This is a genomic window from Streptomyces sp. NPDC102490 (assembly GCF_044765285.1).
In the GTDB taxonomy this organism is placed as follows: domain Bacteria; phylum Actinomycetota; class Actinomycetes; order Streptomycetales; family Streptomycetaceae; genus Streptomyces.
Genome location: NZ_JBIWJU010000005.1, coordinates 494,599 through 516,551, shown reverse-complemented (window position 1 = coordinate 516,551; position 21,953 = coordinate 494,599). Strand labels below are relative to the sequence as shown.

Annotated in this window: 21 protein-coding genes; 10 read left to right on the top strand and 11 right to left on the bottom strand. The window is 73.7% G+C overall.

Annotated elements, in window-relative coordinates; all coding sequences use genetic code 11:
• Positions 1-53: 53 nt before the first annotated feature.
• Entirely contained in the window at positions 54-662 is a 609-nt protein-coding gene (locus ACIRGB_RS14090) for a TetR/AcrR family transcriptional regulator (protein ID WP_403863289.1), read from the bottom strand.
• Positions 663-783: 121 nt separating this feature from the next.
• Here ACIRGB_RS14090 and ACIRGB_RS14085 point away from each other — a divergent pair, with 121 nt between their 5' ends.
• The gene (locus ACIRGB_RS14085; RefSeq protein WP_403863287.1) at positions 784-2,361 is read left to right on the top strand and encodes a cytochrome P450; all 1,578 of its coding nucleotides are present in this window, start codon (positions 784-786) and stop codon (positions 2,359-2,361) included.
• On the opposite strand, the gene ACIRGB_RS14080 is transcribed toward ACIRGB_RS14085, so the two are convergent.
• The 6 genes from ACIRGB_RS14080 to ACIRGB_RS14055 form a co-directional block, all read right to left on the bottom strand.
• On the bottom strand, positions 2,323-3,171 hold the full coding sequence (locus ACIRGB_RS14080; RefSeq protein WP_403863284.1) for a pentapeptide repeat-containing protein: 849 nt from the start codon (positions 3,169-3,171) through the stop codon (positions 2,323-2,325). The two genes, ACIRGB_RS14085 and ACIRGB_RS14080, sit on opposite strands and share 39 nt — an antisense overlap.
• Before the next feature lie 57 nt (positions 3,172-3,228).
• Positions 3,229-4,176 carry a sigma-70 family RNA polymerase sigma factor gene (locus tag ACIRGB_RS14075; RefSeq protein WP_403863281.1) on the bottom strand — a complete coding sequence of 316 codons (948 nt, stop codon included), beginning with the start codon at positions 4,174-4,176 and terminating at the stop codon, positions 3,229-3,231.
• A gap of 4 nt (positions 4,177-4,180) precedes the next feature.
• Positions 4,181-4,924 (bottom strand): PIG-L deacetylase family protein, encoded by a 744-nt coding sequence (locus tag ACIRGB_RS14070; RefSeq protein WP_403863278.1) that lies wholly within the window; start codon positions 4,922-4,924, stop codon positions 4,181-4,183.
• 76 nt (positions 4,925-5,000) lie between these two features.
• A complete protein-coding gene (locus ACIRGB_RS14065) occupies positions 5,001-6,302 on the bottom strand; it encodes an alpha/beta fold hydrolase (RefSeq protein ID WP_403863275.1) in 1,302 nt (433 codons plus the stop codon).
• Positions 6,303-6,417: 115 nt separating this feature from the next.
• Entirely contained in the window at positions 6,418-7,443 is a 1,026-nt protein-coding gene (locus ACIRGB_RS14060; RefSeq protein WP_403863273.1) for a LacI family DNA-binding transcriptional regulator, read from the bottom strand.
• Positions 7,444-7,530: 87 nt separating this feature from the next.
• Positions 7,531-7,851 (bottom strand): L-rhamnose mutarotase, encoded by a 321-nt coding sequence (locus ACIRGB_RS14055; RefSeq protein WP_403863490.1) that lies wholly within the window; start codon positions 7,849-7,851, stop codon positions 7,531-7,533.
• 319 nt (positions 7,852-8,170) lie between these two features.
• On the opposite strand from ACIRGB_RS14055, the gene rhaI reads away from it, so the two are divergent.
• From rhaI to ACIRGB_RS14015, 8 genes are all read left to right on the top strand, one after another.
• Positions 8,171-9,331 (top strand): L-rhamnose isomerase, encoded by a 1,161-nt coding sequence (gene rhaI, locus ACIRGB_RS14050; RefSeq protein ID WP_403863270.1) that lies wholly within the window; start codon positions 8,171-8,173, stop codon positions 9,329-9,331.
• A gap of 134 nt (positions 9,332-9,465) precedes the next feature.
• Positions 9,466-11,505, top strand: a complete 2,040-nt coding sequence (locus tag ACIRGB_RS14045) for a bifunctional aldolase/short-chain dehydrogenase (RefSeq protein ID WP_403863267.1) — start codon at positions 9,466-9,468, stop codon at positions 11,503-11,505.
• Positions 11,502-12,956, top strand: a complete 1,455-nt coding sequence (locus ACIRGB_RS14040) for a rhamnulokinase family protein (protein ID WP_403863264.1) — start codon at positions 11,502-11,504, stop codon at positions 12,954-12,956. The genes ACIRGB_RS14045 and ACIRGB_RS14040 overlap by 4 nt, the downstream gene beginning before the upstream one ends.
• A 78-nt stretch (positions 12,957-13,034) precedes the next feature.
• Positions 13,035-13,790: a (Fe-S)-binding protein gene (locus ACIRGB_RS14035; RefSeq protein WP_403863261.1), complete on the top strand. Its 756-nt coding sequence runs from the start codon at positions 13,035-13,037 to the stop codon at positions 13,788-13,790.
• Complete coding sequence (locus ACIRGB_RS14030) at positions 13,787-15,280, top strand: lactate utilization protein B (protein WP_403863258.1); 1,494 nt, start codon at positions 13,787-13,789, stop codon at positions 15,278-15,280. The genes ACIRGB_RS14035 and ACIRGB_RS14030 overlap by 4 nt, the downstream gene beginning before the upstream one ends.
• Positions 15,277-15,942: a lactate utilization protein C gene (locus ACIRGB_RS14025; protein WP_403863255.1), complete on the top strand. Its 666-nt coding sequence runs from the start codon at positions 15,277-15,279 to the stop codon at positions 15,940-15,942. Before ACIRGB_RS14030 ends, ACIRGB_RS14025 begins: the two co-directional genes overlap by 4 nt.
• Positions 15,943-16,048: 106 nt before the next feature.
• On the top strand, positions 16,049-16,834 hold the full coding sequence (locus tag ACIRGB_RS14020) for an ABC transporter ATP-binding protein (protein ID WP_403863252.1): 786 nt from the start codon (positions 16,049-16,051) through the stop codon (positions 16,832-16,834).
• A gap of 3 nt (positions 16,835-16,837) precedes the next feature.
• Positions 16,838-18,148 (top strand): FtsX-like permease family protein, encoded by a 1,311-nt coding sequence (locus ACIRGB_RS14015; RefSeq protein WP_403863249.1) that lies wholly within the window; start codon positions 16,838-16,840, stop codon positions 18,146-18,148.
• Between the two features lie 211 nt (positions 18,149-18,359).
• On the opposite strand, the gene ACIRGB_RS14010 is transcribed toward ACIRGB_RS14015, so the two are convergent.
• The 3 genes from ACIRGB_RS14010 to ACIRGB_RS14000 form a co-directional block, all read right to left on the bottom strand.
• On the bottom strand, positions 18,360-18,719 hold the full coding sequence (locus ACIRGB_RS14010; RefSeq protein ID WP_403863246.1) for a cupin domain-containing protein: 360 nt from the start codon (positions 18,717-18,719) through the stop codon (positions 18,360-18,362).
• A gap of 78 nt (positions 18,720-18,797) precedes the next feature.
• Positions 18,798-19,775 carry a pyridoxal-phosphate dependent enzyme gene (locus tag ACIRGB_RS14005; RefSeq protein ID WP_403863244.1) on the bottom strand — a complete coding sequence of 326 codons (978 nt, stop codon included), beginning with the start codon at positions 19,773-19,775 and terminating at the stop codon, positions 18,798-18,800.
• An 8-nt stretch (positions 19,776-19,783) separates the two neighbouring features.
• Positions 19,784-20,464: a transcriptional regulator gene (locus ACIRGB_RS14000; protein WP_403863241.1), complete on the bottom strand. Its 681-nt coding sequence runs from the start codon at positions 20,462-20,464 to the stop codon at positions 19,784-19,786.
• Between the two features lie 183 nt (positions 20,465-20,647).
• Between ACIRGB_RS14000 and ACIRGB_RS13995 the strand changes: the two genes are divergently transcribed.
• The gene (locus ACIRGB_RS13995; RefSeq protein WP_403863238.1) at positions 20,648-21,448 is read left to right on the top strand and encodes a class I SAM-dependent methyltransferase; all 801 of its coding nucleotides are present in this window, start codon (positions 20,648-20,650) and stop codon (positions 21,446-21,448) included.
• A gap of 57 nt (positions 21,449-21,505) precedes the next feature.
• Here ACIRGB_RS13995 and ACIRGB_RS13990 read toward each other — a convergent pair whose 3' ends face one another.
• A complete protein-coding gene (locus ACIRGB_RS13990) occupies positions 21,506-21,811 on the bottom strand; it encodes a hypothetical protein (RefSeq protein WP_403863235.1) in 306 nt (101 codons plus the stop codon).
• Between the last annotated feature and the right edge of the window lie 142 nt (positions 21,812-21,953).

Here is a 21,953-nt window from a genome sequence, read left to right as displayed (position 1 = left end):
CCAACCACGGCACCGGCCCGACTCGCCCCGCCGCGTGAACCGCACCCGCGGCCTCAGGGCGCGATGGCTCCCAACAGCGCCCGTGCGCACAGGTCCCGCACCTGCTCGCGGGCGGGCTCCGGGTCCCGCAGCCACTCCAGGCAGACCGCCGTGGTGAAGGCCAGCCAGCCGCGCACCGCCAGCCGGACGTCGCCGCGTTCCTCGAAGGCCGGGCCGAACTCCGGGTCGGCGGCCAGGGCGGCGAGGATCTGCCGTTCCTGCGCGGCGAGCGCCTGCTGGTAGACGCGGCGCACCGCCCGGTCACCGGCCGCGTCGGCGCGGTGGAAGGCGCGGTAGCCGTGCGCGTGGGCCCGCACGTACTCCAGGTAGGCGTCGAGGCCCGCGGTGAGCTGCTCGCGGACCGGGACGCCGGGCACGGCCGCCGTCATCCGCAGCATGCGCGCGCTCTCGCGCTCGACGACCGCCGCGAAGAAGTCCCGCTTGTTCGGGAAGTAGTGGTACAGCAGCCCGCGGGAGACCCCGGCGATCTCGGCGACCTGCTCGATCCAGACCTCGTCGTACGGGCTCTCCGAGAACAGGCGCGCACCCACCGAGAGCAACTGCTCCCGGCGCTCGCCCGTGCTGAGCCGGCGGCGGGTGCGCTCGCCCTGGTTCGCGGCCATGTCCGCACCTTACTTGACGCCGGTTCAACAACGGGACGAGACTGGACGCGTTATTGAACCCATGTACAACACGCTCGCCTCGGCTCGTGCAACACGCCGCTGCGTCAAGGGAGATCGCGTCATGGCCCAGACAGTGAGGGAAACGGCCCGGGACGGACTGCCGAAGGGTTTCCGCAGCGCCGAGCTGGGCTGGCCCGAACTGCACCGCATCCCGCACCCCCCGTACCGGCTGCCCCTGCTCGGTGACGTCGTGGGCGCGAGCAGGCGCACCCCGATGCAGGACTCGCTGCGCTACGCGCGGCGGCTGGGGCCGATATTCCGGCGGCGTGCCTTCGGCAAGGAGTTCGTGTTCGTGTGGGGCGCCGCCCTCGCCGCCGACCTGGCGGACGAGACGCGCTTCGCCAAGCACGTGGGCCTGGGCGTGGCCAACCTGCGGCCGGTCGCCGGGGACGGGCTGTTCACGGCGTACAACCACGAGCCCAACTGGCAGCTCGCGCACGACGTGCTGGCGCCCGGGTTCAGCCGCGAGGCCATGGCCGGGTACCACGTGATGATGCTGGACGTGGCCGCGCGGCTCACCGGCCAGTGGGACCTGGCCGAGGCGTCGGGCCGGGCGGTGGACGTGCCGGGCGACATGACCAAGCTGACGCTGGAGACCATCGCGCGCACCGGTTTCGGGCACGACTTCGGCTCCTTCGAACGCCCCCGGCTCCACCCCTTCGTCACCGCCATGGTGGGCACCCTCGGCTACGCGCAGCGCCTCAACACGGTGCCCGCTCCGCTGGCCCCCTGGCTGCTGCGCGACGCGAGCCGCCGCAACGCCGCCGACATCGCGTACCTCAACCGCACGGTCGACGACCTCGTCCGCGCCCGCCGGGCGACCGGTGGCGGCGGGGGCGGGAGCGGCACAGGCGACCTGCTCGACCGGATGCTGGAGACGGCCCACGCCAAGACCGGTGAGCGGCTGTCCCCCGAGAACGTCCGCCGCCAGGTCATCACCTTCCTGGTCGCCGGTCACGAGACCACCTCGGGCGCGCTCTCCTTCGCCCTGCACTACCTCGCGCAACACCCCGAGGTCGCGGCCCGGGCGCGTGCCGAGGTGGACCGGGTGTGGGGCGACACCGAGGCGCCCGGTTACGAGCAGGTGGCCAGGCTGCGCTACGTGCGCCGGGTCCTGGACGAGTCGCTGCGCCTGTGGCCGACCGCCCCCGGCTTCGCGCGGGAGGCCCGCGAGGACACGGTGCTCGGCGGCGCGTACCCGATGCGGCGCGGGGCCTGGGCGCTGGTGCTCACGGGCATGCTGCACCGCGACCCCGAGGTGTGGGGCCCGGACGCCGAGCGGTTCGACCCCGACCGCTTCGAAGCGAAGGCCGTGCGCTCGCGCGCCCCGCACACCTTCAAGCCGTTCGGGACCGGAGCGCGGGCGTGCATCGGGCGGCAGTTCGCGCTGCACGAGGCCACGCTGGTCCTCGGGCTGCTGCTGCGCCGCTACGACCTGCGCCCGGACCCCGGCTACCGGCTGCGGGTCACCGAGCGGCTGACGCTGATGCCCGAGGGGCTGCGCCTGCACCTGGACCGGCGGACCTCTCCGACGCCCGCGCCCGCCTCCCGCACGGACGACGCCGGGGAGGCCCGGGAGGAGGGCGCCGGGAACGCCGGTTCAGCGTCCCGCTGTCCAGTGCACCGGGCGGGTGACTGAGTCCGGCAGCCTGGTGCCGGGGCCACCCCTGGCCGCGTTGACCTGCGGCTGGGTCAGGAAGAAGGCGCCCGTCAGGTCGGCGTCGGTCAGGTCGGCGTCGCGCAGGTCCGCGCCGATCAGGTCGGCACCCCGCAGGTCGGCGCCGGTGAGGTCGGCGGCGATGAGGTAGGCCCCGCGCAGGTCCGCCCCGGCGAGGTCGGCGCCCTTCAGCCGGGCACCCATCAGGTCGGCGTTGCGGCGGTTCTTCCGCCGGCCGCGGGTACCGGCCCGGACCAGCTCGCTGGTGCGCAGCAGGAGCGCGTTGACCCGCTGCCGGTGCGCGGCCACGTCGAGGGCGGCCAGCTCCTCCGGGGTCCCCCCGGCGAGGCGTTCGGTGTCGGCGAGGGCGCCGCGCAGGTCCGCGTGGACCGGGCGGGCGGCGGGCAGGGTCAGCGCCTCGGTCAGGTACCGGAGCAGCTCGTGCAGGTGGCGGACGACCGGGAACACCTCGAACATGCGGCGGGCCCGCTCCGGTGGGCCGGTGCGCCAGTCCCGGCCGCCGAAGGTGACCTGCGAGACCCGCTGTCCGGCGCCGAAGCAGTCGTAGACCGTGCAGCCGGTGAAGCCGCGCTCCCGCAGTGTCGCGTGGATGCCGCAGCGGTGGTCGGTGCGCAGGTTCGCGCAGGGGGTGCCGGCGTCCTTGTCGACCGCGAAGTCCGCCGAGCGGGCGAACGGCAGGGCCACGCAGCACAGGCCGAAGCAGCTCCCGCAGTCGGCGCGCAGTTCCGCACCGGCCCGGCCGTCCGCCCGGTCCGCCGTGTGTTCTCGCATGGCGTCGAGGATACGGGCCGCCGGCGCGCCGGCCCGAGGGCGGTCCCGCGCCCCCGGTCAGGTCTCCAGCGCGGACAGGTCAAGGCGGGCCAGCCGCTCCGGGTCGGACAGGATGTACAGGCCGGTGATGAGACCGTCGGCGACGGTGACGTAGGTGACCGACCGCGGCCGCCCCTCGGCCACGGCGACGGTGCCGACCGCGTCGTTGACCAGGACGACGCGGGCGAGGGGGGCCAGGTGGCGGAAGTGGAACGCCCCGGTGGCGACCGTCCGCGCGCCCCGCACCACCTTGGACGCCGCCACGCCCCGGGCCAGCGCGCCGGCGTCGGCCCGCAGCACCACGTCCGGGTGGAGGACGGACACCAGGGCCTCGAAGTCACCGGCGCGGCTCGCGGCGAGGAACGCCTCGACCACCCGGCGCTGCCGGCCGAGGTCCGGTTCGGCCGCGGGGGTCGCGTCGCGCACCCGGCGCCGGGCCCGGCTGGCGAGCTGCCGGGTGGCGGCCGGGGTGCGCTCGACGACCGGCGCGATGGCGTCGAAGGGCACGGCGAACATGTCGTGCAGGACGAACGCCAGCCGCTCGGCCGGTTCCAGGGTCTCCAGGACCACCAGCAGGGCGATGCCCACCGAGTCGGTGTGCAGGGCCTCCGCCTCCGGGTCGGCCCGGGGCAGGGCCCGCAGCACGGGGTCCGGCACGAAGGTGTCGAAGCCCTCGGTCATCGGCTCCTCGCGGCGCGCGGTGCGCGAGCGCAGCAGGTCCAGGCAGATCCGGCCGGTCACTGTGGTCAGCCAGGCGCCGAGGTTGTCGATGCCGTCCCCGCCGGAGCGGTCGAGCCGCAGCCATGCCTCCTGCACGGCGTCCTCCGCCTCGGCCAGTGAGCCGAGCATGCGGTAGGCCACCGCCTTCAGCTGCCCGCGGTGCTCCTCGAACCGCTCCGCGAGCCGCTGCTGCCCCCGCACGTCCCGCATGTCCCGCTCCCCGCGCACGCCCCGCTCCCCCGCCATGCCGCTACCGTCCGAAGACTTCGAAGGTCACCGCCGGCTTCCCGCCGAACCGCTCCCCGGCGGCCCGGGCGAAGCCGGTGAGGAATCCGCGCACGTACGTCTCCGGGTCCTCCTCGGTCAGCGCCTCGATGTACGTGCGGTGTTCGAGCAGTGAGCGCACCGCGCGCTCCAGCCCCGGGGTGGCGTCCACGGCGTGGGTGGGCGAGGAGGAACCGGCGACCGCGACCCAGCGCACGCCGTTCCAGGGTTCGAGACCCCGCTCGGTCAGCTCCGGGAAGATCCAGCGGTTGCCCGCGTCGGCCGCCGCGTCGAGCGTGGCGCGGCCGACGGCGACGTGGTCCGGGGTGTTCCAGGCGACGCCGCCCCAGGTGTCCCGGTGGTTGAGGGTGATGACCAGCTCGGGCCGGTGGCGCCGGATCGCGGCGGCGATGTCGCGGCGCAGCGCGGTGCCGTACTCGATGACGCCGTCCCGGTGGTCGAGGAACTCCACCTCGCTCACCCCGACGACCGCGGCGCTCGCCCGCTGCTCCCGCTCGCGCAGCGGGGCGCACGCGTCGGGCGGCAGCGTGTCGATGCCCGCCTCGCCCCTGGTCGCCAGGACGTAGGCGACCTCGCGGCCCTCGTCGGTCCAGGCCGCGATCGCCGCCGAGCAGCCGTACTCCAGGTCGTCCGGGTGCGCCACCACGGCCAGGGCGCGGCTCCAGTCGCCGGGCATGGGCTCCAGTTGCGTGATCGTCGGCTCCGTCATGCCCGCACACTAACCCGCGCCGCGGACATCCCACCCGGATTTCGGGCGCGGCTGCGAGGGCCCGGCTGCCGGCCCCTCAGGCCGCGTCGTGGGCGAGCGCGAGCAGCCGGTCCAGGACACGGGGCCCGCCGGCCCGCACACCGTCGTGCTCGAACTCGTCGGTGACCCAGGTGCGCAGGCCCCGGATCGCGCGGGCGGTGGTCAGCGCGTGGGCGGTGTCGACGTACATGTCGTCGTGGTAGACGGCCGCGGCGGCCGGGACCTCGTTGGCGGCGAGGCGGGCGGGGTCGTACAGCGGGGTCCAGTCGGTGCGGGCGGCGAGCAGTTCCGCGGTCTCGCGCAGCGGGCGCAGCGCCGGGTCGCAGTCGAACATCCAGGGGTGGATCGACTCGCCGGTGAACAGCAGCGGTTCGTCGCCCGCGAGGGTCTTCGCGGCGTCGAAGCGCGGGAACTCGGCGCGGACGCGCTCGGCGGACCAGGCGGTGGGCCGGGCGTCCTGGCCGTAGATGACCTCGTGGATGAGGGCGTACAGCGGGTTGGCCGCGAAGGACAGCAGGCCCTGTGCCTGCTCCTGGAAGGCGTCGGAGAGTTCGTGTCCGTTCGGGGTGCGGACGAAGGCGTCCTCCAGGAGGAAGTGCAGCCGGTGGCTGCCCTCGCTGCCGCCGAGCATGATGCCGAGCGACTGGAACGCCTCCACGGTGAGGCGGTAGCCGTTCGGCAGGACCACGTCGTGGGTCAGGAGGTGGTCGGCGATGCGGCGGGCGCGCTCGACGTCCTGCGGGTAGCGGGCGTAGTGCGCGACGACCTTGCGTTCGATGCGCGGGTAGGCGGCCCGGTAGACGTCGTCCGCGTGGGCGTCCAGGGAGGGCAGGCCGCCGGTGATCAGGGCGGTGCTCAGGCCCTCGGGGGCCAGCGACAGGTAGGCGACGGTGCAGAAGCCGCCGAAGCTCTGGCCGAGGACGGTCCAGGGGGCGCCGCCGGTGACCCGGGGGCGGATGGCCTCGCAGTCGCGGACGATGGCGTCGGCGCGGAAGTGGGTGAGGTAGTCGGCCTGTTCGGCGGGGCCGCCGCGCAGCGGGAGCGTCTGGCGGTTGGCCGGGGTGGAGGCGCCGGTGCCGCGCTGGTCCAGGAGCAGGACGCGATAGTCCTTCAGGGCCCGGCCGAACCAGGCGGGACGGCCGATGAAACGGTTTGCCCCGAAGCCGGGCCCGCCCTGGAGGTAGACCAGCCAGGGCAGGTCCTGGTCGGCCTTGTCGCTCGCGACGGCCTCGCGGGCGTACAGCTCGATCGTCTCCCCGGTGGGGTCGGCGTGGTCGAGGGGCACGGTGAAACGGCGGTCGGTGAGGACGACGCCTGGCTGGCGGTAGCTGACGCTCAAGGGGTCTCCCGGGACGGACGGATCTGGCGGCCGGTTCTCGCGGCCGGGTCCCAGTTCAGCACACCGTCCGGCGGCCGCCGACCCCCGGGATCATGACATCGTGCTGACCGGCCGGTCAGCGGGCGGCGAGGCTGGAGCGCCGCACCACCAGCTCCGGCTGGAGGACGACCCGCCGGTGCGGGTGGGTCAGGTCGGTGCCCTCCAGCTCGGTCTCCTCCAGGAGCAGTTCGGCGGCCATGGCGCCCATGGTGACGGCGGGCTGGCGCACGGAGGTGAGCGGGACGGCCGCGGCGGCGGCGAACTCGATGTCGTCGTAGCCCACGATCGCGAGGTCGTCGGGGACGCCGACCCCGGCGGCGTACACGGCTTGCAGGACGCCGAGGGCGAGCAGGTCGTTGGCGCAGAAGACGGCGGTCGGGCGCTCGGCGAGGCCCAGGAGGCGGGCGCCGGCGTCGCGGCCCGCGGCGACGTCGAGGCGCTCGGTGGGCAGTTCGCGCAGTGCGTCGGGGCCGAGCCCGGCCTCGGCGAGCGCGGCGAGGGCGCCGGCGCGGCGGTCGCGCACCTGGTTGAGGCCGGGCGGGCCGCTGACGTAGGCGATGCGGCGGTGTCCGGCGTCCACGAGGTGGCGCACGGCCAGCGCGCCGCCCGCGACGTCGTCGACGGAGACCGAGCACTCGCTGGTGCCCTCGGCGACCCGGTCGACCAGCACGAAGGGGATGCGGTGGCGCCGGAAGCCCTCGATGTTGCGGCCGGTGGCGTCGGCGGGGGTGAGCAGGACGCCCCGGACCCGCTGCTCGGCGAAGAGCGAGAGGTACTCGGCCTCCTCCCCCGGGTTCTGCGCGCTGTTGCAGACCATCACGCCGAGCCCGGCCTCGCGGGCGGCGCGCTCGGCACCGCGGGCGACGTCGACGAAGAACGGGTTGCCCATGTCCAGGACGAGGAGCCCCATGATGCGGCTGCGGCCGGCGCGCAGCTGGCGCGCGGACTCGCTCCGGACGTACCCCAGCCGGTCGATGGCGGACAGCACCCGCGCGCGGGTCTCGGTGGCGACGGTGTCGGGGCGGTTGATGACGTTGGAGACCGTGCCCACGGAGACTCCGGCGGCGCGGGCGACGTCCTTGATACCCACGGAATGGGCCATCGGGCAGAGACCTCCGAGGTCGTACGGGGGATGCGTGGCGGCCGCGGGACCTGCACACAGTACCCGGGCCGCTCCGACGAGGCCCCGTCAGGCGAGGTGGAACACCTCGGTGAGGGGCTTCATCGCCTCGTCGGGGCGCGCCCCGTCGAGGGACTCGAACAGCGGGCCCATCTCCACCTGCCAGCGGGCGTTGACCTCGGTGGCCTCCATCCCGGCCCGGGCGGCGGCGAAGTCCTCGGTCTCCAGGTAGCCGACGAGCAGGCCGTCGTCCCGCAGGAAGAGCGAGTAGTTGTGCCAGCCGGTGGCGGAGAGCGCCGCGCACATCTCAGGCCACACGGCGGCGTGGCGTTCGCGGTACTCCGCGACGCGGTCCCGGCGGACCTTGAGCAGGAAACAGACGCGCTGCATGGAATGCCGCTTTCGTACGAAGGTGATCGGTACCCCATCGGCGAGGACCTCGCCGGCGCCGGACGGGACGGTCTTCACGGCGTCGTGAAAGGTTTCAACCCGGTTGCCGGGGACGTTAGGCAGCGAGGGTGTGTCACGTCAATGGGTTCCTGGTCGAAAAACTTTCGAGAGTCGAAGGCCGTCGCCTGGGTCGCGGAGGGCCGGGGCGGCCGCAAGGGTTGACACCCCTTCGGGCGGCTCATAGCTTCGCGTTCTGAATCGTTTCATGAACTGGTCGTGCGCACAGCGGGCCACGACCCGATGCCTCAGGAGCCCCGAAGTGACCGACCTCGCCGCGGTGAAGGCCGTGCTCAAGACCCAGGCCGTCGAGACGCCGTCGTGGGCGTACGGCAACTCGGGGACCCGTTTCAAGGTGTTCGCCCAGGCCGGTGTCCCGCGCGACCCGTTCGAGAAGCTGGACGACGCGGCGAAGGTGCACGAGTTCACCGGCGCGGCCCCGACCGTGGCCCTGCACATCCCCTGGGACCGGGTCGAGGACTACGCCGCGCTGGCCGCGCACGCCGAGCGGCGGGGCCTACGGATCGGCGCGATCAACTCCAACACCTTCCAGGACGACGACTACAGGCTGGGCAGCGTCTGCCACCCGGACGCGGCGGTGCGCAGGAAGGCCGTCGACCACCTGCTGGAGTGCGTCGACATCATGGACGCCACCGGGTCGCGCGACCTGAAACTGTGGTTCGCCGACGGCACCAACTACCCCGGCCAGGACGACATCCGGTCCCGGCAGGACCGGCTGGCCGAGGGCTTGGCCGAGGTGTACGAGCGGCTCGGCGAGGGGCAGCGGATGCTGCTCGAGTACAAGCTCTTCGAGCCGGCGTTCTACACGACGGACGTGCCGGACTGGGGCACGGCGTACGCGCACTGCCTGAAGCTGGGTGAGAAGGCGCAGGTGGTGGTCGACACGGGGCACCACGCGCCGGGCACGAACATCGAGTTCATCGTGGCGACGCTGCTGCGGGAGGGAAAGCTCGGCGGGTTCGACTTCAACTCGCGGTTCTACGCCGACGACGACCTGATGGTGGGTGCCGCCGACCCGTTCCAGCTGTTCCGCATCATGTACGAGGTGGTGCGCGGGGGCGGCTTCACCTCCGACGTGGCGTTCATGCTCGACCAGTGCCACAACATCGAGGCGAAGATCCCGGCCATCATCCGGTCGGTGATGAACGTGCAGGAGGCCACGGCGAAGGCGCTGCTGGTCGACGGGGCGGCGCTGGCTGCCGCGCAGGGCTCGGGGGATGTGCTGGAGGCCAACGCGGTGCTGATGGACGCGTATGACACGGACGTGCGTCCGATTCTTCGGGAGGTGCGGGAGGAGTCGGGGTTGGACCCCGAGCCCATGAGGGCGTATCGCTCCTGCGGGTGGGCGGAGAAGGTCGTCGCCGAGCGGGTGGGTGGACAGCAGGCCGGGTGGGGGGCGTGAGCATCCGCGTGGTTCCCGTTGTTCGCGGACTGCGGGTCGTTCGTGGTTGATCGCGCCCCCGCGGCGGAGCCGCACACAGATGCAGCCCCGCGCCCCTGAAGAATCACCCCTCGTTCAAGAAGGACTGTAGAGACATGGCGACCCACCCTGCTGCCGATGCCCTCCTCGCCCGTTCCCGTCGGCTCGGTGCCGATCCTCGGAACACCAACTACGCCGGTGGCAACGCGTCCGCCAAGGGCACCGCCATCGATCCCGTCACCGGGGGTGATGTGGAGCTGATGTGGGTCAAGGGGTCCGGCGGGGATCTCGGGACGCTCACCGGGGCGGGGCTCGCGGTGCTGCGGCTGGACCGGATGCGGGCGCTCAAGGGCGTCTACCCGGGCGTCGAGCGCGAGGACGAGATGGTCGCCGCCTTCGACTACTGCCTGCACGGCAAGGGCGGCGCCGCGCCCTCGATCGACACGGCGATGCACGGGCTGGTCGAGGCCGCCCACGTGGACCATCTGCACCCCGACTCCGGGATCGCGCTGGCCTGCGCGGCGGACGGCGAGAAGCTGACCGCCGAGTGCTTCGGCGACACCGTGGTGTGGGTGCCGTGGCGGCGGCCCGGTTTCCAGCTGGGGCTGGACATCGCGGCCGTCAAGGAGGCCCACCCGCAGGCGATCGGCTGCGTGCTCGGCGGGCACGGCATCACCGCGTGGGGCGGCACCTCCGAGGAGTGCGAGCGCAACTCGCTGCACATCATCCGCACCGCCGAGGCCTTCCTGGCCGAGCGCGGGAAGGCCGAGCCGTTCGGTGCGGTGATCGCCGGGTACGAGGCGCTGCCCGAGGCCGAGCGGCGCAAGCGGGCGGCGGCGCTGGCGCCGTACGTCCGGGGGCTGGCCTCGCGGGACCGGGCGCAGGTGGGGCACTTCACCGACGCGGAGGTGGTGCTCGACTTCCTGGCGCGGGCCGAGCACCCGCGGCTCGCCGCGCTCGGCACCTCCTGCCCGGACCACTTCCTGCGCACGAAGGTGCGTCCCCTGGTCCTGGACGTGCCGCCGACCGCCCCGCTGGACGAGGCGGTCGCCCGGCTCAAGGAGCTGCACGCGGCCTACCGGGAGGAGTACGCCGCCTACTACGAGCGGCACGCGGAGCCGGACTCCCCCGCCATGCGCGGCGCCGACCCGGCGATCGTGCTGGTGCCGGGCGTGGGCATGTTCAGCTTCGGCAAGGACAAGCAGACCGCGCGCGTGGCCGGCGAGTTCTACGTCAACGCGATCAACGTGATGCGCGGGGCCGAGGCGGTGTCGTCGTACGCGCCGATCGAGGAGTCGGAGAAGTTCCGCATCGAGTACTGGGCGCTGGAGGAGGCCAAGCTCCGGCGGATGCCGAGCCCCAAGCCGCTGGCCACCCGTGTCGCCCTGGTCACCGGCGCGGGCAGCGGGATCGGGAAGGCGATCGCGCGGCGGCTGGTGGACGAGGGTGCCTGTGTGGTCGTGGCCGACCTGAACGCCGAGAACGCGGCCGCCGTCGCCGAAGAGCTGGGCGGGGACGACCAGGCCGTCGCGGTGGGTGTCGACGTCACCTCCGAGGAGCAGATCGCCGCGGCGTTCGAGGCGGCCGTGCTCGCCTTCGGCGGGGTCGACCTGGTGGTCAACAACGCGGGGATCTCCATCTCCAAGCCACTGCTCGAGACCACGGCCAAGGACTGGGACCTCCAGCACGCCATCATGGCCCGCGGCTCCTTCCTCGTCTCGCGCGAGGCGGCCCGGGTGATGACCGCGCAGGAAATGGGCGGCGACATCGTCTACATCGTCTCGAAGAACGCCGTGTTCGCGGGCCCGAACAACATCGCCTACTCCGCCACCAAGGCCGACCAGGCCCACCAGGTGCGCCTGCTCGCCGCCGAGCTGGGCGAGCACGGCATCCGGGTCAACGGCGTCAACCCCGACGGTGTGGTGCGGGGTTCGGGCATCTTCGCGGGCGGCTGGGGGGCCCGGCGGGCGGCGGTGTACGGGGTGCCGGAGGAGAAGCTGGGCGAGTTCTACGCGCAGCGGACGCTGCTCAAGCGCGAGGTGCTGCCCGAGCACGTCGCGAACGCCGTGTTCGCGCTGACCGGCGGCGACCTCACCCACACCACCGGCCTGCACGTCCCGGTCGACGCCGGCGTCGCCGCCGCGTTCCTGCGATGAGCACCGCCGTGGACGCTGGGGCGTACGCCGCGGTCGACCTCGGCGCGTCCAGCGGGCGCGTCATGGTCGGCCGCGTGGGCGCCGACCGGCTGGAGCTGACCGAGGCGCACCGCTTCCCCAACCGGCCGGTCCGTACGCCCGACGGGCTGCGCTGGGACGTCCTCGCGCTGTACGCCGGGGTGCTGGACGGTCTGCGGGCGGCCGGGCCGGTGGACTCGGTGGGCGTGGACGGCTGGGCCGTCGACCACGGTCTGCTGGACGCGGACGGGGCGCTGCTCGGCAACCCCGTGCACTACCGCGACGCCCGTACCGAAGGCGTCGCGGAGCAGGTGCGGGCCTCGCTGCCGGCCGGCGAGCTGTACGCGGCGACCGGATTGCAGGACGCGCCCTTCAACACCCTGTACCAGCTCGTCGCGGCGCGCGGCACGGCCCAGTTCGCGGCCGCCCGGCGGCTGTTGCTCATCCCCGACCTGCTGACCTACTGGCTGACCGGCGAGCAGGGCACGGAGCTGACCAACGCCTCCACCACCCAGCTGATCGACCCCCGCACCCGGGACTGGTCGCGGGAGGTCGCGGACCGGCTGGGGATCGACCTCGGCCTGTTCGCACCGCTGCGCCGCCCCGGCGACGCGGCGGGGCTGCTGCGGCCGGAGGTGCTGGAGGAGACGGGCCTTGCGGGGCCCGTGCCGGTGACGGCGGTCGGTTCGCACGACACCGCCTCCGCGGTGGCCGCCGTACCCGCCCCGGGTGAACGCTTCGCCTACATCTGCACCGGCACCTGGTCGCTGGCCGGTCTCGAACTGACCGCTCCGGTGCTGACGGAGGAGAGCCGGGCCGCCAACTTCACCAACGAACTCGGCCTGGACGGCACCGTCCGCTACCTGCGCAACATCATGGGTCTGTGGCTGCTCCAGGAGTGCGTACGGGCCTGGGGCGACCCCGGTCTGGGTGAGCTGCTGCGCGCGGCGGCGCGGGTGCCGGCGCTGCGGTCGGTGGTGGACGCGGGTGACGCCGCGTTCCTGGCGCCGGGGCGGATGCCGGAGCGGATCGCCGAGGCGTGCCACGCCTCGGGGCAGCCGGTGCCCGGGACCCCCGCCGAGGTGACCCGGTGCATCCTCGACTCGCTGGCGCTGGCCCACCGCACGGCGGTCGAGCAGGCGCAGCGGCTCGCCGGGCATCCGGTCGACGTCGTGCACGTGGTCGGCGGCGGCACCCGCAACGCGCTGCTGTGCCAGCTGACCGCCGACGCCTGCGGGCTGCCGGTGGTGGCGGGGCCGACGGAGGCCGCCGCGCTCGGCAACGTCCTGGTGCAGGCCCGCGCCCACGGCCTGGCCGGCGACCTGGCGCAGATGCGCGGGCTGTTGGCCCGCACCCAGTCCCTGACCCGGTACCAGCCGCGCGGCGGCACGGCCCGCTGGCGGGCGGCCGCGGCCCGACTCGCCGACGGCTGAACCGGGGCTCCCCCGAGCCCGGTCCGCCGATTAGCCTGCACTCATCATTCGTCCGATGATCGAGCACGAGGAGCCGCGATGCGTGTCGCACTGTTCCTGACCTGCGTCAACGACACGCTCTATCCGGACACCGGCCGCGCCGTGGTGAAGCTGCTCACCGGACTCGGCGTCGAGGTCGACTTCCCGATGGCCCAGACGTGTTGCGGGCAGGCGCACTACAACACCGGCTACCGGCACGAGGCCGAGCCGCTCGCCCGGCACTTCGCCGACGTGTTCGCCGACTACGACGCCGTCGTGACGCCCTCGGGCTCGTGCGGCGCGATGGTGCGGGAGCTGTATCCGCGGATGGGTGAGCGGGCGCGGGCGGAGGGGCGCGGGGACACGCTCGCGGCCACGCTGGCGCCGGTGGTGCCGAAGACGTACGAGCTGACGGAGTTCCTCGTGGACGTGCTCGGGGTGACGGACGTGGGGGCGTACTACCCGCACACGGTGACGTACCACCCGACCTGCCACGGGCTGCGGAGCCTGGGCCTGGGCGACCGGCCGCGGCGGCTGCTGGCGGCGGTGCGGGGGCTGGAGCTGGTGGAGCTGCCGGGCGCCGAGGAGTGCTGCGGGTTCGGCGGCACCTTCGCCGTGAAGAACCCCGAGGTGTCGGCGGCGATGGGAGCGGACAAGGTGCGCAACGCGGAGTCGACCGGCGCGGACGTGCTGTGCGCGGCCGACAACTCCTGTCTGATGCACCTCGGCGGCACGATGTCGCGGCTGCGCTCGGGCATGCGGCCGGTGCACATCGCGGAGATCCTGGCGAGCACCGAGGAGGTGGCGGCCGTATGAGCGGGACCTTCGTCGGGATGCCGACCTTCCCCCGGGCGGCGCGCGAGGCGGTGGGCGACCCGACGCTGCGCGGCAATCTGCGCCACGCCACCCACACCATCCGCGACAAGCGGGCCCGCGCGGTCGCCGAACTGGACGACTGGGCGGCGCTGCGCGAGGCCGGGAAGCAGATCAAGGACCACACGCTGCGCCACCTCGACCGGTATCTGGTGCAGGTGGAGGAGGCGGTCACGGCCGCCGGCGGGACCGTGCACTGGGCCGCCGACGCGGACGAGGCGAACGAGATCGTCGCCCGGCTGGTGGAGGAGGCCGGCGGCAGCGACGGCGGGAGGCGGGAGGTCGTCAAGGTCAAGTCGATGGCGACGCAGGAGATCGGCCTCAACGAGGCGCTGGAGGCCCGCGGCATCCATGCCTACGAGACCGATCTCGCCGAGCTGATCGTGCAGTTGGGCAAGGACCGGCCCTCGCACATCCTGGTGCCGGCCATCCACCGCAACCGGGGCGAGATCCGGGACATCTTCCGCTCCGAGATGGGCGAGTGGGGCCGCCCCGCGCCCGAGGGGCTGACGGACACGCCCGCCGAACTCGCGGAGGCGGCCCGGCTGCACCTGCGGGAGAAGTTCCTGCGGGCCGGGGTCGGCATCTCCGGCGCCAACTTCGTGGTGGCCGAGACCGGGACACTGGTGGTCGTGGAGTCGGAGGGCAACGGGCGGATGTGCCTGACCCTGCCCGAGACGCTGATCTCGGTCGTCGGCATCGAGAAGATCGTGCCGAGGTGGCAGGACCTGGAGGTCTTCCTCCAGACCCTCCCCCGCTCCTCGACGGCCGAGCGCATGAACCCGTACACGTCCATGTGGACCGGCACCACCGACGAGGACGGCCCCAGCACCTTCCATCTGATCCTGCTGGACAACGGCCGCACCGACACCCTCGCCGACGAGGTCGGCCGCCAGGCGCTGCGCTGCATCCGCTGCTCGGCCTGCCTGAACGTGTGCCCGGTGTACGAGCGGGCGGGCGGCCACGCCTACGGCTCGGTGTACCCGGGACCGATCGGCGCGATCCTCAGCCCACAACTGCGGGGCACCGGCAGCGAGATCGACGCCTCCCTGCCGTACGCGTCCTCGCTGTGCGGCGCCTGCTACGAGGTGTGCCCGGTCGCCATCGACATCCCCGAGGTGCTGGTGCACCTGCGGGAGCGGGTGGTGCAGGGCGGGCCCGCGGTCCGTCGCGGCAACCGGGTGGTGCTGAAGCCCGCCAAGGGACACGCCGCCGAGCGGGCGGCGATGCGGGCGGCGCAGTGGGCGTTCACGCACCCGGGCGCGCTGCGCACCGGACAGCGGCTGGCCTCGCGCACCCGCCGGCTGCATCCACGCACGCTGCCCGGTCCCGGCCGGGCGTGGAGCGGCAGCCGGGACCTGCCTGCGGTGCCTGTGGAGCCGTTCCGGGACTGGTGGCAGCGCACGCACGGGGGAAAGGACGGAGCGAAGTGAGCAGCAGGGAACGCATCCTGGGCCGGGTACGGCGCGCGCTGGCGGACGTGCCGGACGACCCCAGGCCCTACGAGGAGGCCGTCGCCCGGGACTATCTGCGCGAGCACGGGCAGCGGTCCGTCCGGGAGACGGTGGACCTGCTCGCCGAGAACCTGGCGGACTACCGGGCGATCGTGCACCGCGCGGACGAGGAGGAACTGCCGCCGCTCATCGCGCGGTTGCTCGCCCGGCGTGGCCCCCGGTACGTGCTGGTGCCGCCGGGCCTGCCGCCCGCGTGGCTGTCGGCCGCCGATCCGACGCGCGTGCCCGACCGGGCGGTGAGCACACCGCACGACCTGGACCGGGTGGAGAGCGTGGTGACCGGCTGCGCCGTCGCCGTCGCCGAGACCGGCACGATCGTCCTGGACGGCTCCCCCGACCAGGGGCGGCGGCGCATCACCCTCGTCCCCGACCACCACATCTGCGTCGTGCGGGTACCCGACCAGGTCGTGTCGTCGGTGCCCGAGGCCCTCGAACGCCTGGACCCGAAGCGGCCGTTGACGTGGATCTCCGGACCCTCCGCGACCAGCGACATCGAGCTGGACCGCGTCGAGGGGGTGCACGGCCCGCGCACCCTGGAGGTGGTGCTGCTGGGCGGTTCGCGGCGCGCGGGGTGTCGCTGAGTACACCCCCCGATACGGGTTCTGCACCCAGTGTGGTCCGGGCCCACTCTCCGTAGCGTCTTCCACGAGGCACCGCACAGGGCGTGCCACACGGAAGGTGATCACGATGTTTCGCTCCGGCGCACGAGGCAAGCACGACCCGGGCCCCGCCTCCGAGGCTCTCCGGCTCGTCAAGGTGACCCGGACGTACGGCTCGGCGGAGAACGCCGTGACCGCCCTGGACGGGGTGACGCTGAGCCTGGGACGTGGCACGTTCACCGCGGTGATGGGACCGTCCGGCTCGGGCAAGTCCACACTGCTCCAGTGCGCGGCGGGCCTCGACCGGCCGGACAGCGGCATCGTGTGCGTGGACGGCAAGGAGCTGACGGGCGGCGGCGAGGCGGAGCTGACCAAGTTCCGGCGCGGCCGGGTCGGGTTCGTCTTCCAGCAGTACAACCTGCTGGAGACGCTGACCGTCGCGCAGAACACGGTGCTGCCGCTCAAGCTGGCCGGCCGCCGCGTCGACCGCGGGCGGACCCGGGAGGTCCTGACGTCGGTCGGTCTCGGAGACCGGCTCGGTCACCGTCCCGACCAGCTCTCCGGCGGTCAGCGGCAGCGGGTGGCGATCGCCCGGGCCCTGGTCACCGAACCGCGGGTGATCTTCGCGGACGAGCCGACGGGAGCGCTGGACACGCGCAGCGCCCGGCAGGTGCTGCTGCTGCTCCAGGAGGCGGTGCGGGTGCACGGGCGGACCGTGGTGATGGTGACGCACGACCCGGTCGCCGCCTCGTACGCGGACTCGGTGGTCTTCCTCGCCGACGGCCGGCTGGCGGGGCGGATGGACGCGCCGACCCCGGACGCGGTCGCGGAGCGCCTCGCGCACCTGGGCGACGACGTGCCGGCGGGGGTGTGAGCGATGTTCGTACTGGCTCTCCGGTCGATCCGGCGCCGCCCCGGGCGGTTCCTGGCGACGCTGCTCTCCGCCTTCCTGGGGGCGGCCATCATCATGACGTTCAACTCGATGCACGACACGGCCGGGCAGGACGGCGTCGACGAGGTCAGCGCGGGGACGCTGGGCACGGCGGCGGGGGTCGTCGGCGGGTACGGGACCCTGCTGGTGTTCTTCGCGGTGGCCTCGACGCTGACGGTCAACGTGCGTCAGCGCACCGCCGAGCTGGAGCTGCTGCGCTGCTCGGGGGCGACCCCGGCGCAGATCAAGCGGATGGTCGTGGGTGAGGCGGTGGCCGTGGCCCTGGTGGGCTCGGCACTGGCGATCGTCCCGGCGATGCTCGGCGGCCGGCTGCTGCTCGACCTGTTCCAGGACAGCGGCCAGGTGGCGCGGTCCGTGGACCACTCCTTCGGGCCCATCGCGCTACTGAGCGGCGTGGACCTCACCCTGCTGGCGTCCGCGGGCGCCGCGTTCCTGGCGGTACGGCGCCTGACCCGGGGCCGCCGGCAGCGGGCCGGGGTGAAGCGGTTCCTGACCTGCGCGGCGCTGGCCGTCGGGGCGGCCGGTGTGTGCTCCACCTTCCTGCTCCCGGCGACGGACGACGCGCTGATGGCGGCGCCGGCCAGCGGGGCCATCATGCTGTCGGCCGGTTTCGCGCTGCTGTCGCCGCGGCTGCTGAAGGGCGTACTGGGCCGCCTGCCGCTGGGCGGTGCGAGCGGCTGGCTGGCCGTGCGCAATCTGCGTGAGCGCATGGATCATCTGGCCGGGATCCTCGTGTCGTTGATCATGTTCACCGCCGTGTCGACGGCGACGCTCACGATGCAGGCCGTGGAGAGCGAGGCGGCGAAGGCCTCCGGTCTGGTGAAGTCGGTGGACGCCAAGAACCTGGAGACGCTCAACCTCACGGTGGTCGGCATCATCGCGGTGTTCGTCTGCGTGATGCTGGTCAACTCGCTGTACGCGGCGACGACGTACCGCTCGCGTGAATTCGGTCAGCAGCGGCTGGCGGGGGCGACGCCGGGGCAGGTGCTGGGCGTGGTGGCCGCCGAGGGGGTGATCCTCACGGTGACGGGGATCTTCTTCGGCACGGTGGCCGCGCTGGCCGGTGTGGTGCCGTTCACGGTGGTCCGCACCGACGCGGTGCTGCCGGACCAGTTCCTCGGGGTGTGGCTCGCGATGATGGCGGTCTCGGCGGCGGCGACGCTGGGGACGAGCCTGGGCACGGCCCGGCGGGTGCTGCGCACTCCGGCGGTGAGCGCGGTGACGCTGGCCGCCTGACCGGCACGGGAAGGGGGTGGGGGGGGGGGGGGGGGGGGGGGGGGGGGGCGGCGGCCGGGGGGCGGGGGGGCCGGGGGGGGGGGGGGGGGGGGCCCCGGGGGGGGGGGGGGGGGGGGGGGGGGGCGCCCCCCGCCGCGGGGGGGGGGGGGGGGGGGCCGCGGGGCCGCCCCCCCCCCCACCCCCTTTTTCCTGCTGTCTGCCGGACGTCCGGCTAGTCGGCCTTGGCGTACTCCTTCGCCATGCTGCCCGCGAAGTCGTACACGACGCACTGTCCGTCGCCGACGACCCAGGCGTCGTGGCCGGGCGAGCAGACGAAGACGTCGCCCGGGCCCACCTCGCTCTCGGTGCCGTCGTCCATGCGGACGTGCATGCGTCCCTCGGCCACGTAGCAGTTGTGGTGGATCATGCAGCTGTCGGTGCCGGCGATCGGTGCCACGGACTCCGACCAGCGCCAGCCCGGTTCGAAGGTGGCGACGGCGAAGTCGAGTCCTTCCAGGTGCACGGCCTCGATGTGCCCGCGGGGGAAATCGCGCCGCTCGTCCGGCTTGTCGAGCGTCTTTGCCTCCAGCATGACGCTCCTCCTTTCCTGGCCCCACCACTCCATCGTCCGCCTGTCAACTCGGCGCCGCCATCCGGGGGAGGCGCGCCGTCAGCGGGGCGGGCCGCAGAGGTCGGCGAAGCGGGCGGCGTCCACGTTGCCCCCGGAGAGGATCACGCCGACGCGTCGGGGCAGGGCGTCGATCCGGCCGTTCAGGAGTGCGGCCAGCGGGGTGGCGCCGCTGGGTTCGAGGACGGTCTTCAGCCGTTCGAAGGCGAACCGCATGGCGCCCCGGATCTCGTCGTCGGACACCACCACGATCCCGTCCAGGAGCCGCCGGTTGACGGAGAACGTCAGCTCGCCCGGGGTGGGGAGCGCCTGGCCGTCGGCGATGGTGCGCGGGACCGGCACCGTGACCCGCCGGCCCGCGGCCAGGGAGCGCCGGGTGTCGTCACCGGCCTCCGGCTCGACGCCGATCACCCGGGTGCCGGGGTGCAGGCCCTTGACCGCGGTGGCGCTCCCGGCGATCAGTCCGCCGCCGCCGACCGGTGCGACCAGGGCGTCCAGGTCTCCGGTCTCCTGGACCAGTTCGAGGGCGGCGGTGCCCTGGCCCGCGATGACGTGCGGGTGTTCGTAGGGCGGGATCAGGGTCAGTCCCCGCTCGGCGGCCAGAGCCTCGGCGAGGGCCACCCGGTCGCCGGTGTAGCGGTCGTAGGTGACGATCTCGGCGCCGTAGGCCGCGGTGGCGTCCCGTTTGGAGGGCGGTGCGTCCTCGGGCATGACGATCACCGCGGTGGTGCCCAGCTCGCGGGCGGCCAGGGCGACCGCCTGGGCGTGGTTGCCCGAGGAGTACGCGGCGATGCCCCGGGCGAGCTGCTCCGGCGTGAGGCGGGAGGCCGCGTTGTAGGCGCCGCGGAACTTGAAGGCGCCGACCCGCTGGTGGTTCTCGCACTTGAGGAAGACCTCGGCGCCGACCAGGGCGTCCAGGGTGCGCGAGCGCAGCACGGGGGTGCGGTGCGCGACGCCCTCGATGCGGGCGGCGGCGGAGCGGACGTCGTCGAGGGTGACCGGCGGGGTGGTGGTCGTCACGAGTGTCCTCAGGGGGTGTCGGCGGCCGGGCCGGTCACGGCGCGGGCCTGGGAGAGGTAGTGGTAGGCGGAGGCGCGGGAGATGCCGAGCCGGGCGGCGACGTGCTCGACCGAGCGGCGGACGGCGAAGACACCGCGCCCGTCGAGGTCGCGGAACAGTTCGAGCCGCCGCTCCCGGTCCAGCGCGGCCCAGCTGGTGTCCCGGCGCAGCGGGTGGGCGTCCACGATGGCGTCGACCACGGCGTCGATGTCGTCGCCGAAGGTGGTCGCCGGTACGTCGGCGGGGGTGCGGGCGGTCCCGGCGAGGGCGCCGAGGAGGGCGTGGGCCCGGTCGACGGCGGTGACGTCCAGATTGACGCACAGGGCGCCGAACACGGCGCCGGTGGAGTCGCGCAGCACCATGGTGGAGGACTTGAGCAGCGTGCCGTCGGCCGTGCGGGTGACGTAGTTCAGCTCGTCGCGCGCCTCGTCGCCGCGGGCCAGCACGCGCATGCCGATCTCGCTCATCGCCCCGCCCACCGTCCGCCCGGTCACCGACCCCGCGACGGCGACGACCGACCGCTCGGGGCGCCGGTAGTCGTGCAGCACCGCCTCGCAGACCGGTCCGAAGGTGGCGGCGATCCCGTCGACGACGGGGCGCAGCGCGGCGAGCACGGCGTCGCGTTCGGCGTCCAGCGCGGGTTCACTCATCCGGATCTCCAGTCGGGGACTTCGACGGATTCCAGACTACACGTCCAGCCCCTGGACAGGGAGTCCACGTCACTTCTCTGCCAGGAACGGGTATGTCTCCCGCTGCCACGAGACCACCGGGCCCGGCACCCCCGCCCGGCACCGCTCACCGCCCGAGTCCCTCGTACGGAGGTCGCTCCCCCCATGCCCAAGGACGCCAGGTCCCCGAAGAAGCTGCGCGGCAACCGTGCCGCGCTCACGCACAAGGCCGGGTACGCGCTGCGCCACCCCGAGCGCGTCGGCCCCTACCTCCGCCGGGCCGGCCGGGACGCGTGGCTGCGGCTCAGGCACCCCGACCACGTCGGCTACTACCGGGCGGTGATGGCCTCCGACGCCCGGCGCGACCCGGAGGCCGCGGTCGGCAGCCGGACCCACGACCGCTGGCTGGCGCTCGGGCGGATGCAGTTCGACTACCTGATCGAGCACGGTCTGCGCCCCGGGCACCGCATGCTCGACATCGGCTGCGGCAACCTGCGCGGCGGCTGGCGCTTCATCGACCACCTCGACCCCGGCCACTACTACGGCGTCGACATCTCCCCGGACATCCTGATCGCCGCCAACGAGACCCTGACCGAGCGCGGACTCCAGGCCAAGCTGCCCCATCTGACCCTCACCGGGGACCTGCGGCTGGACTTCCTGCCCGACGCCCACTTCGACGTCGTCCACGCGCACAGCGTCTTCTCGCACTCACCGCTGAGCGTCGTCGACGAGTGCCTCGCGCACGTCGGCCGCGTCCTGACGGAGACCGGGTTCTTCGACTTCACCTTCGACCGGACGGAGGGCACCGAGCACCAGGTGCTCCGGGAGGACTTCTACTACCGCACGGACACGCTGCTCACACTGGCCGCCCAGCACCGCCTGCACGCGCGGTTCATGGAGGACTGGGAGAAGCGGCCGCACGGCCAGTCCAAGATCCGGGTGAGCCGCTCACCCCTGCCCCTGTAAGGCACCGGTCGCGCCTCTCCGCGGGGGGGGGGGGGGGGCGGACCGTTCGTCCGGCCCCTACGGGCGCGGGTTGACGCGCCGCCAGGCGGGCCGGGCGTCCGCACCCCGGCGGCCGGCCGCGGCGGCGCAGCGGGGGCAGACCCGGCGCACGGCGTCGGCGGCGCCGCCGGACTCGGGCAGCACGTCGGTCCAGCCCACCGCCGGGAACCGGGAGAGCCGCGAGCGGTGGACCGACAGCCCGCACACGGTCTCGTTCCTGCCCTGCTCCCACGCGTGCACCTCACCGGCCGGCAGCCAGCGATGGTCGTCCTCGTCCCACCAGCGGCCGGAGGCCGCCACGTCGTAGCGCCGTGTCCTGGCCATGGCTTCCGGGTGCCCGGAGGGGCCGTGCGCACACGCGCGTACCTCCTCCTGTGTGATCACTCCGCAAGCCCTGCCCGTTTGGGAGGTTTTGTCTGCTTAGCATGCGGGGTCCGCGCATCGCCCCGTTGTACGAGAGGACCCC

Bases quoted from the DNA above. Each gene is read 5' to 3' on its own strand.
- ACIRGB_RS13995 (WP_403863238.1), top strand. From the start codon at position 20,648: ATGCCCAAGGACGCCAGGTCCCCGAAGAAGCTGCGCGGCAACCGTGCC.
- ACIRGB_RS14040 (WP_403863264.1), top strand. From the start codon at position 11,502: ATGAGCACCGCCGTGGACGCTGGGGCGTACGCCGCGGTCGACCTCGGC.
- ACIRGB_RS14080 (WP_403863284.1), bottom strand. From the start codon at position 3,171: ATGCGAGAACACACGGCGGACCGGGCGGACGGCCGGGCCGGTGCGGAA.
- ACIRGB_RS14020 (WP_403863252.1), top strand. From the start codon at position 16,049: ATGTTTCGCTCCGGCGCACGAGGCAAGCACGACCCGGGCCCCGCCTCC.
- ACIRGB_RS14055 (WP_403863490.1), bottom strand. From the start codon at position 7,851: ATGCAGCGCGTCTGTTTCCTGCTCAAGGTCCGCCGGGACCGCGTCGCG.
- ACIRGB_RS14010 (WP_403863246.1), bottom strand. From the start codon at position 18,719: ATGCTGGAGGCAAAGACGCTCGACAAGCCGGACGAGCGGCGCGATTTC.
- ACIRGB_RS14045 (WP_403863267.1), top strand. From the start codon at position 9,466: ATGGCGACCCACCCTGCTGCCGATGCCCTCCTCGCCCGTTCCCGTCGG.
- ACIRGB_RS14035 (WP_403863261.1), top strand. From the start codon at position 13,035: ATGCGTGTCGCACTGTTCCTGACCTGCGTCAACGACACGCTCTATCCG.
- ACIRGB_RS14085 (WP_403863287.1), top strand. From the start codon at position 784: ATGGCCCAGACAGTGAGGGAAACGGCCCGGGACGGACTGCCGAAGGGT.
- ACIRGB_RS14030 (WP_403863258.1), top strand. From the start codon at position 13,787: ATGAGCGGGACCTTCGTCGGGATGCCGACCTTCCCCCGGGCGGCGCGC.
- ACIRGB_RS14075 (WP_403863281.1), bottom strand. From the start codon at position 4,176: ATGGCGGGGGAGCGGGGCGTGCGCGGGGAGCGGGACATGCGGGACGTG.
- ACIRGB_RS14090 (WP_403863289.1), bottom strand. From the start codon at position 662: ATGGCCGCGAACCAGGGCGAGCGCACCCGCCGCCGGCTCAGCACGGGC.
- ACIRGB_RS14015 (WP_403863249.1), top strand. From the start codon at position 16,838: ATGTTCGTACTGGCTCTCCGGTCGATCCGGCGCCGCCCCGGGCGGTTC.
- ACIRGB_RS14000 (WP_403863241.1), bottom strand. From the start codon at position 20,464: ATGAGTGAACCCGCGCTGGACGCCGAACGCGACGCCGTGCTCGCCGCG.
- ACIRGB_RS14070 (WP_403863278.1), bottom strand. From the start codon at position 4,924: ATGACGGAGCCGACGATCACGCAACTGGAGCCCATGCCCGGCGACTGG.
- ACIRGB_RS13990 (WP_403863235.1), bottom strand. From the start codon at position 21,811: ATGGCCAGGACACGGCGCTACGACGTGGCGGCCTCCGGCCGCTGGTGG.
- ACIRGB_RS14060 (WP_403863273.1), bottom strand. From the start codon at position 7,443: ATGGCCCATTCCGTGGGTATCAAGGACGTCGCCCGCGCCGCCGGAGTC.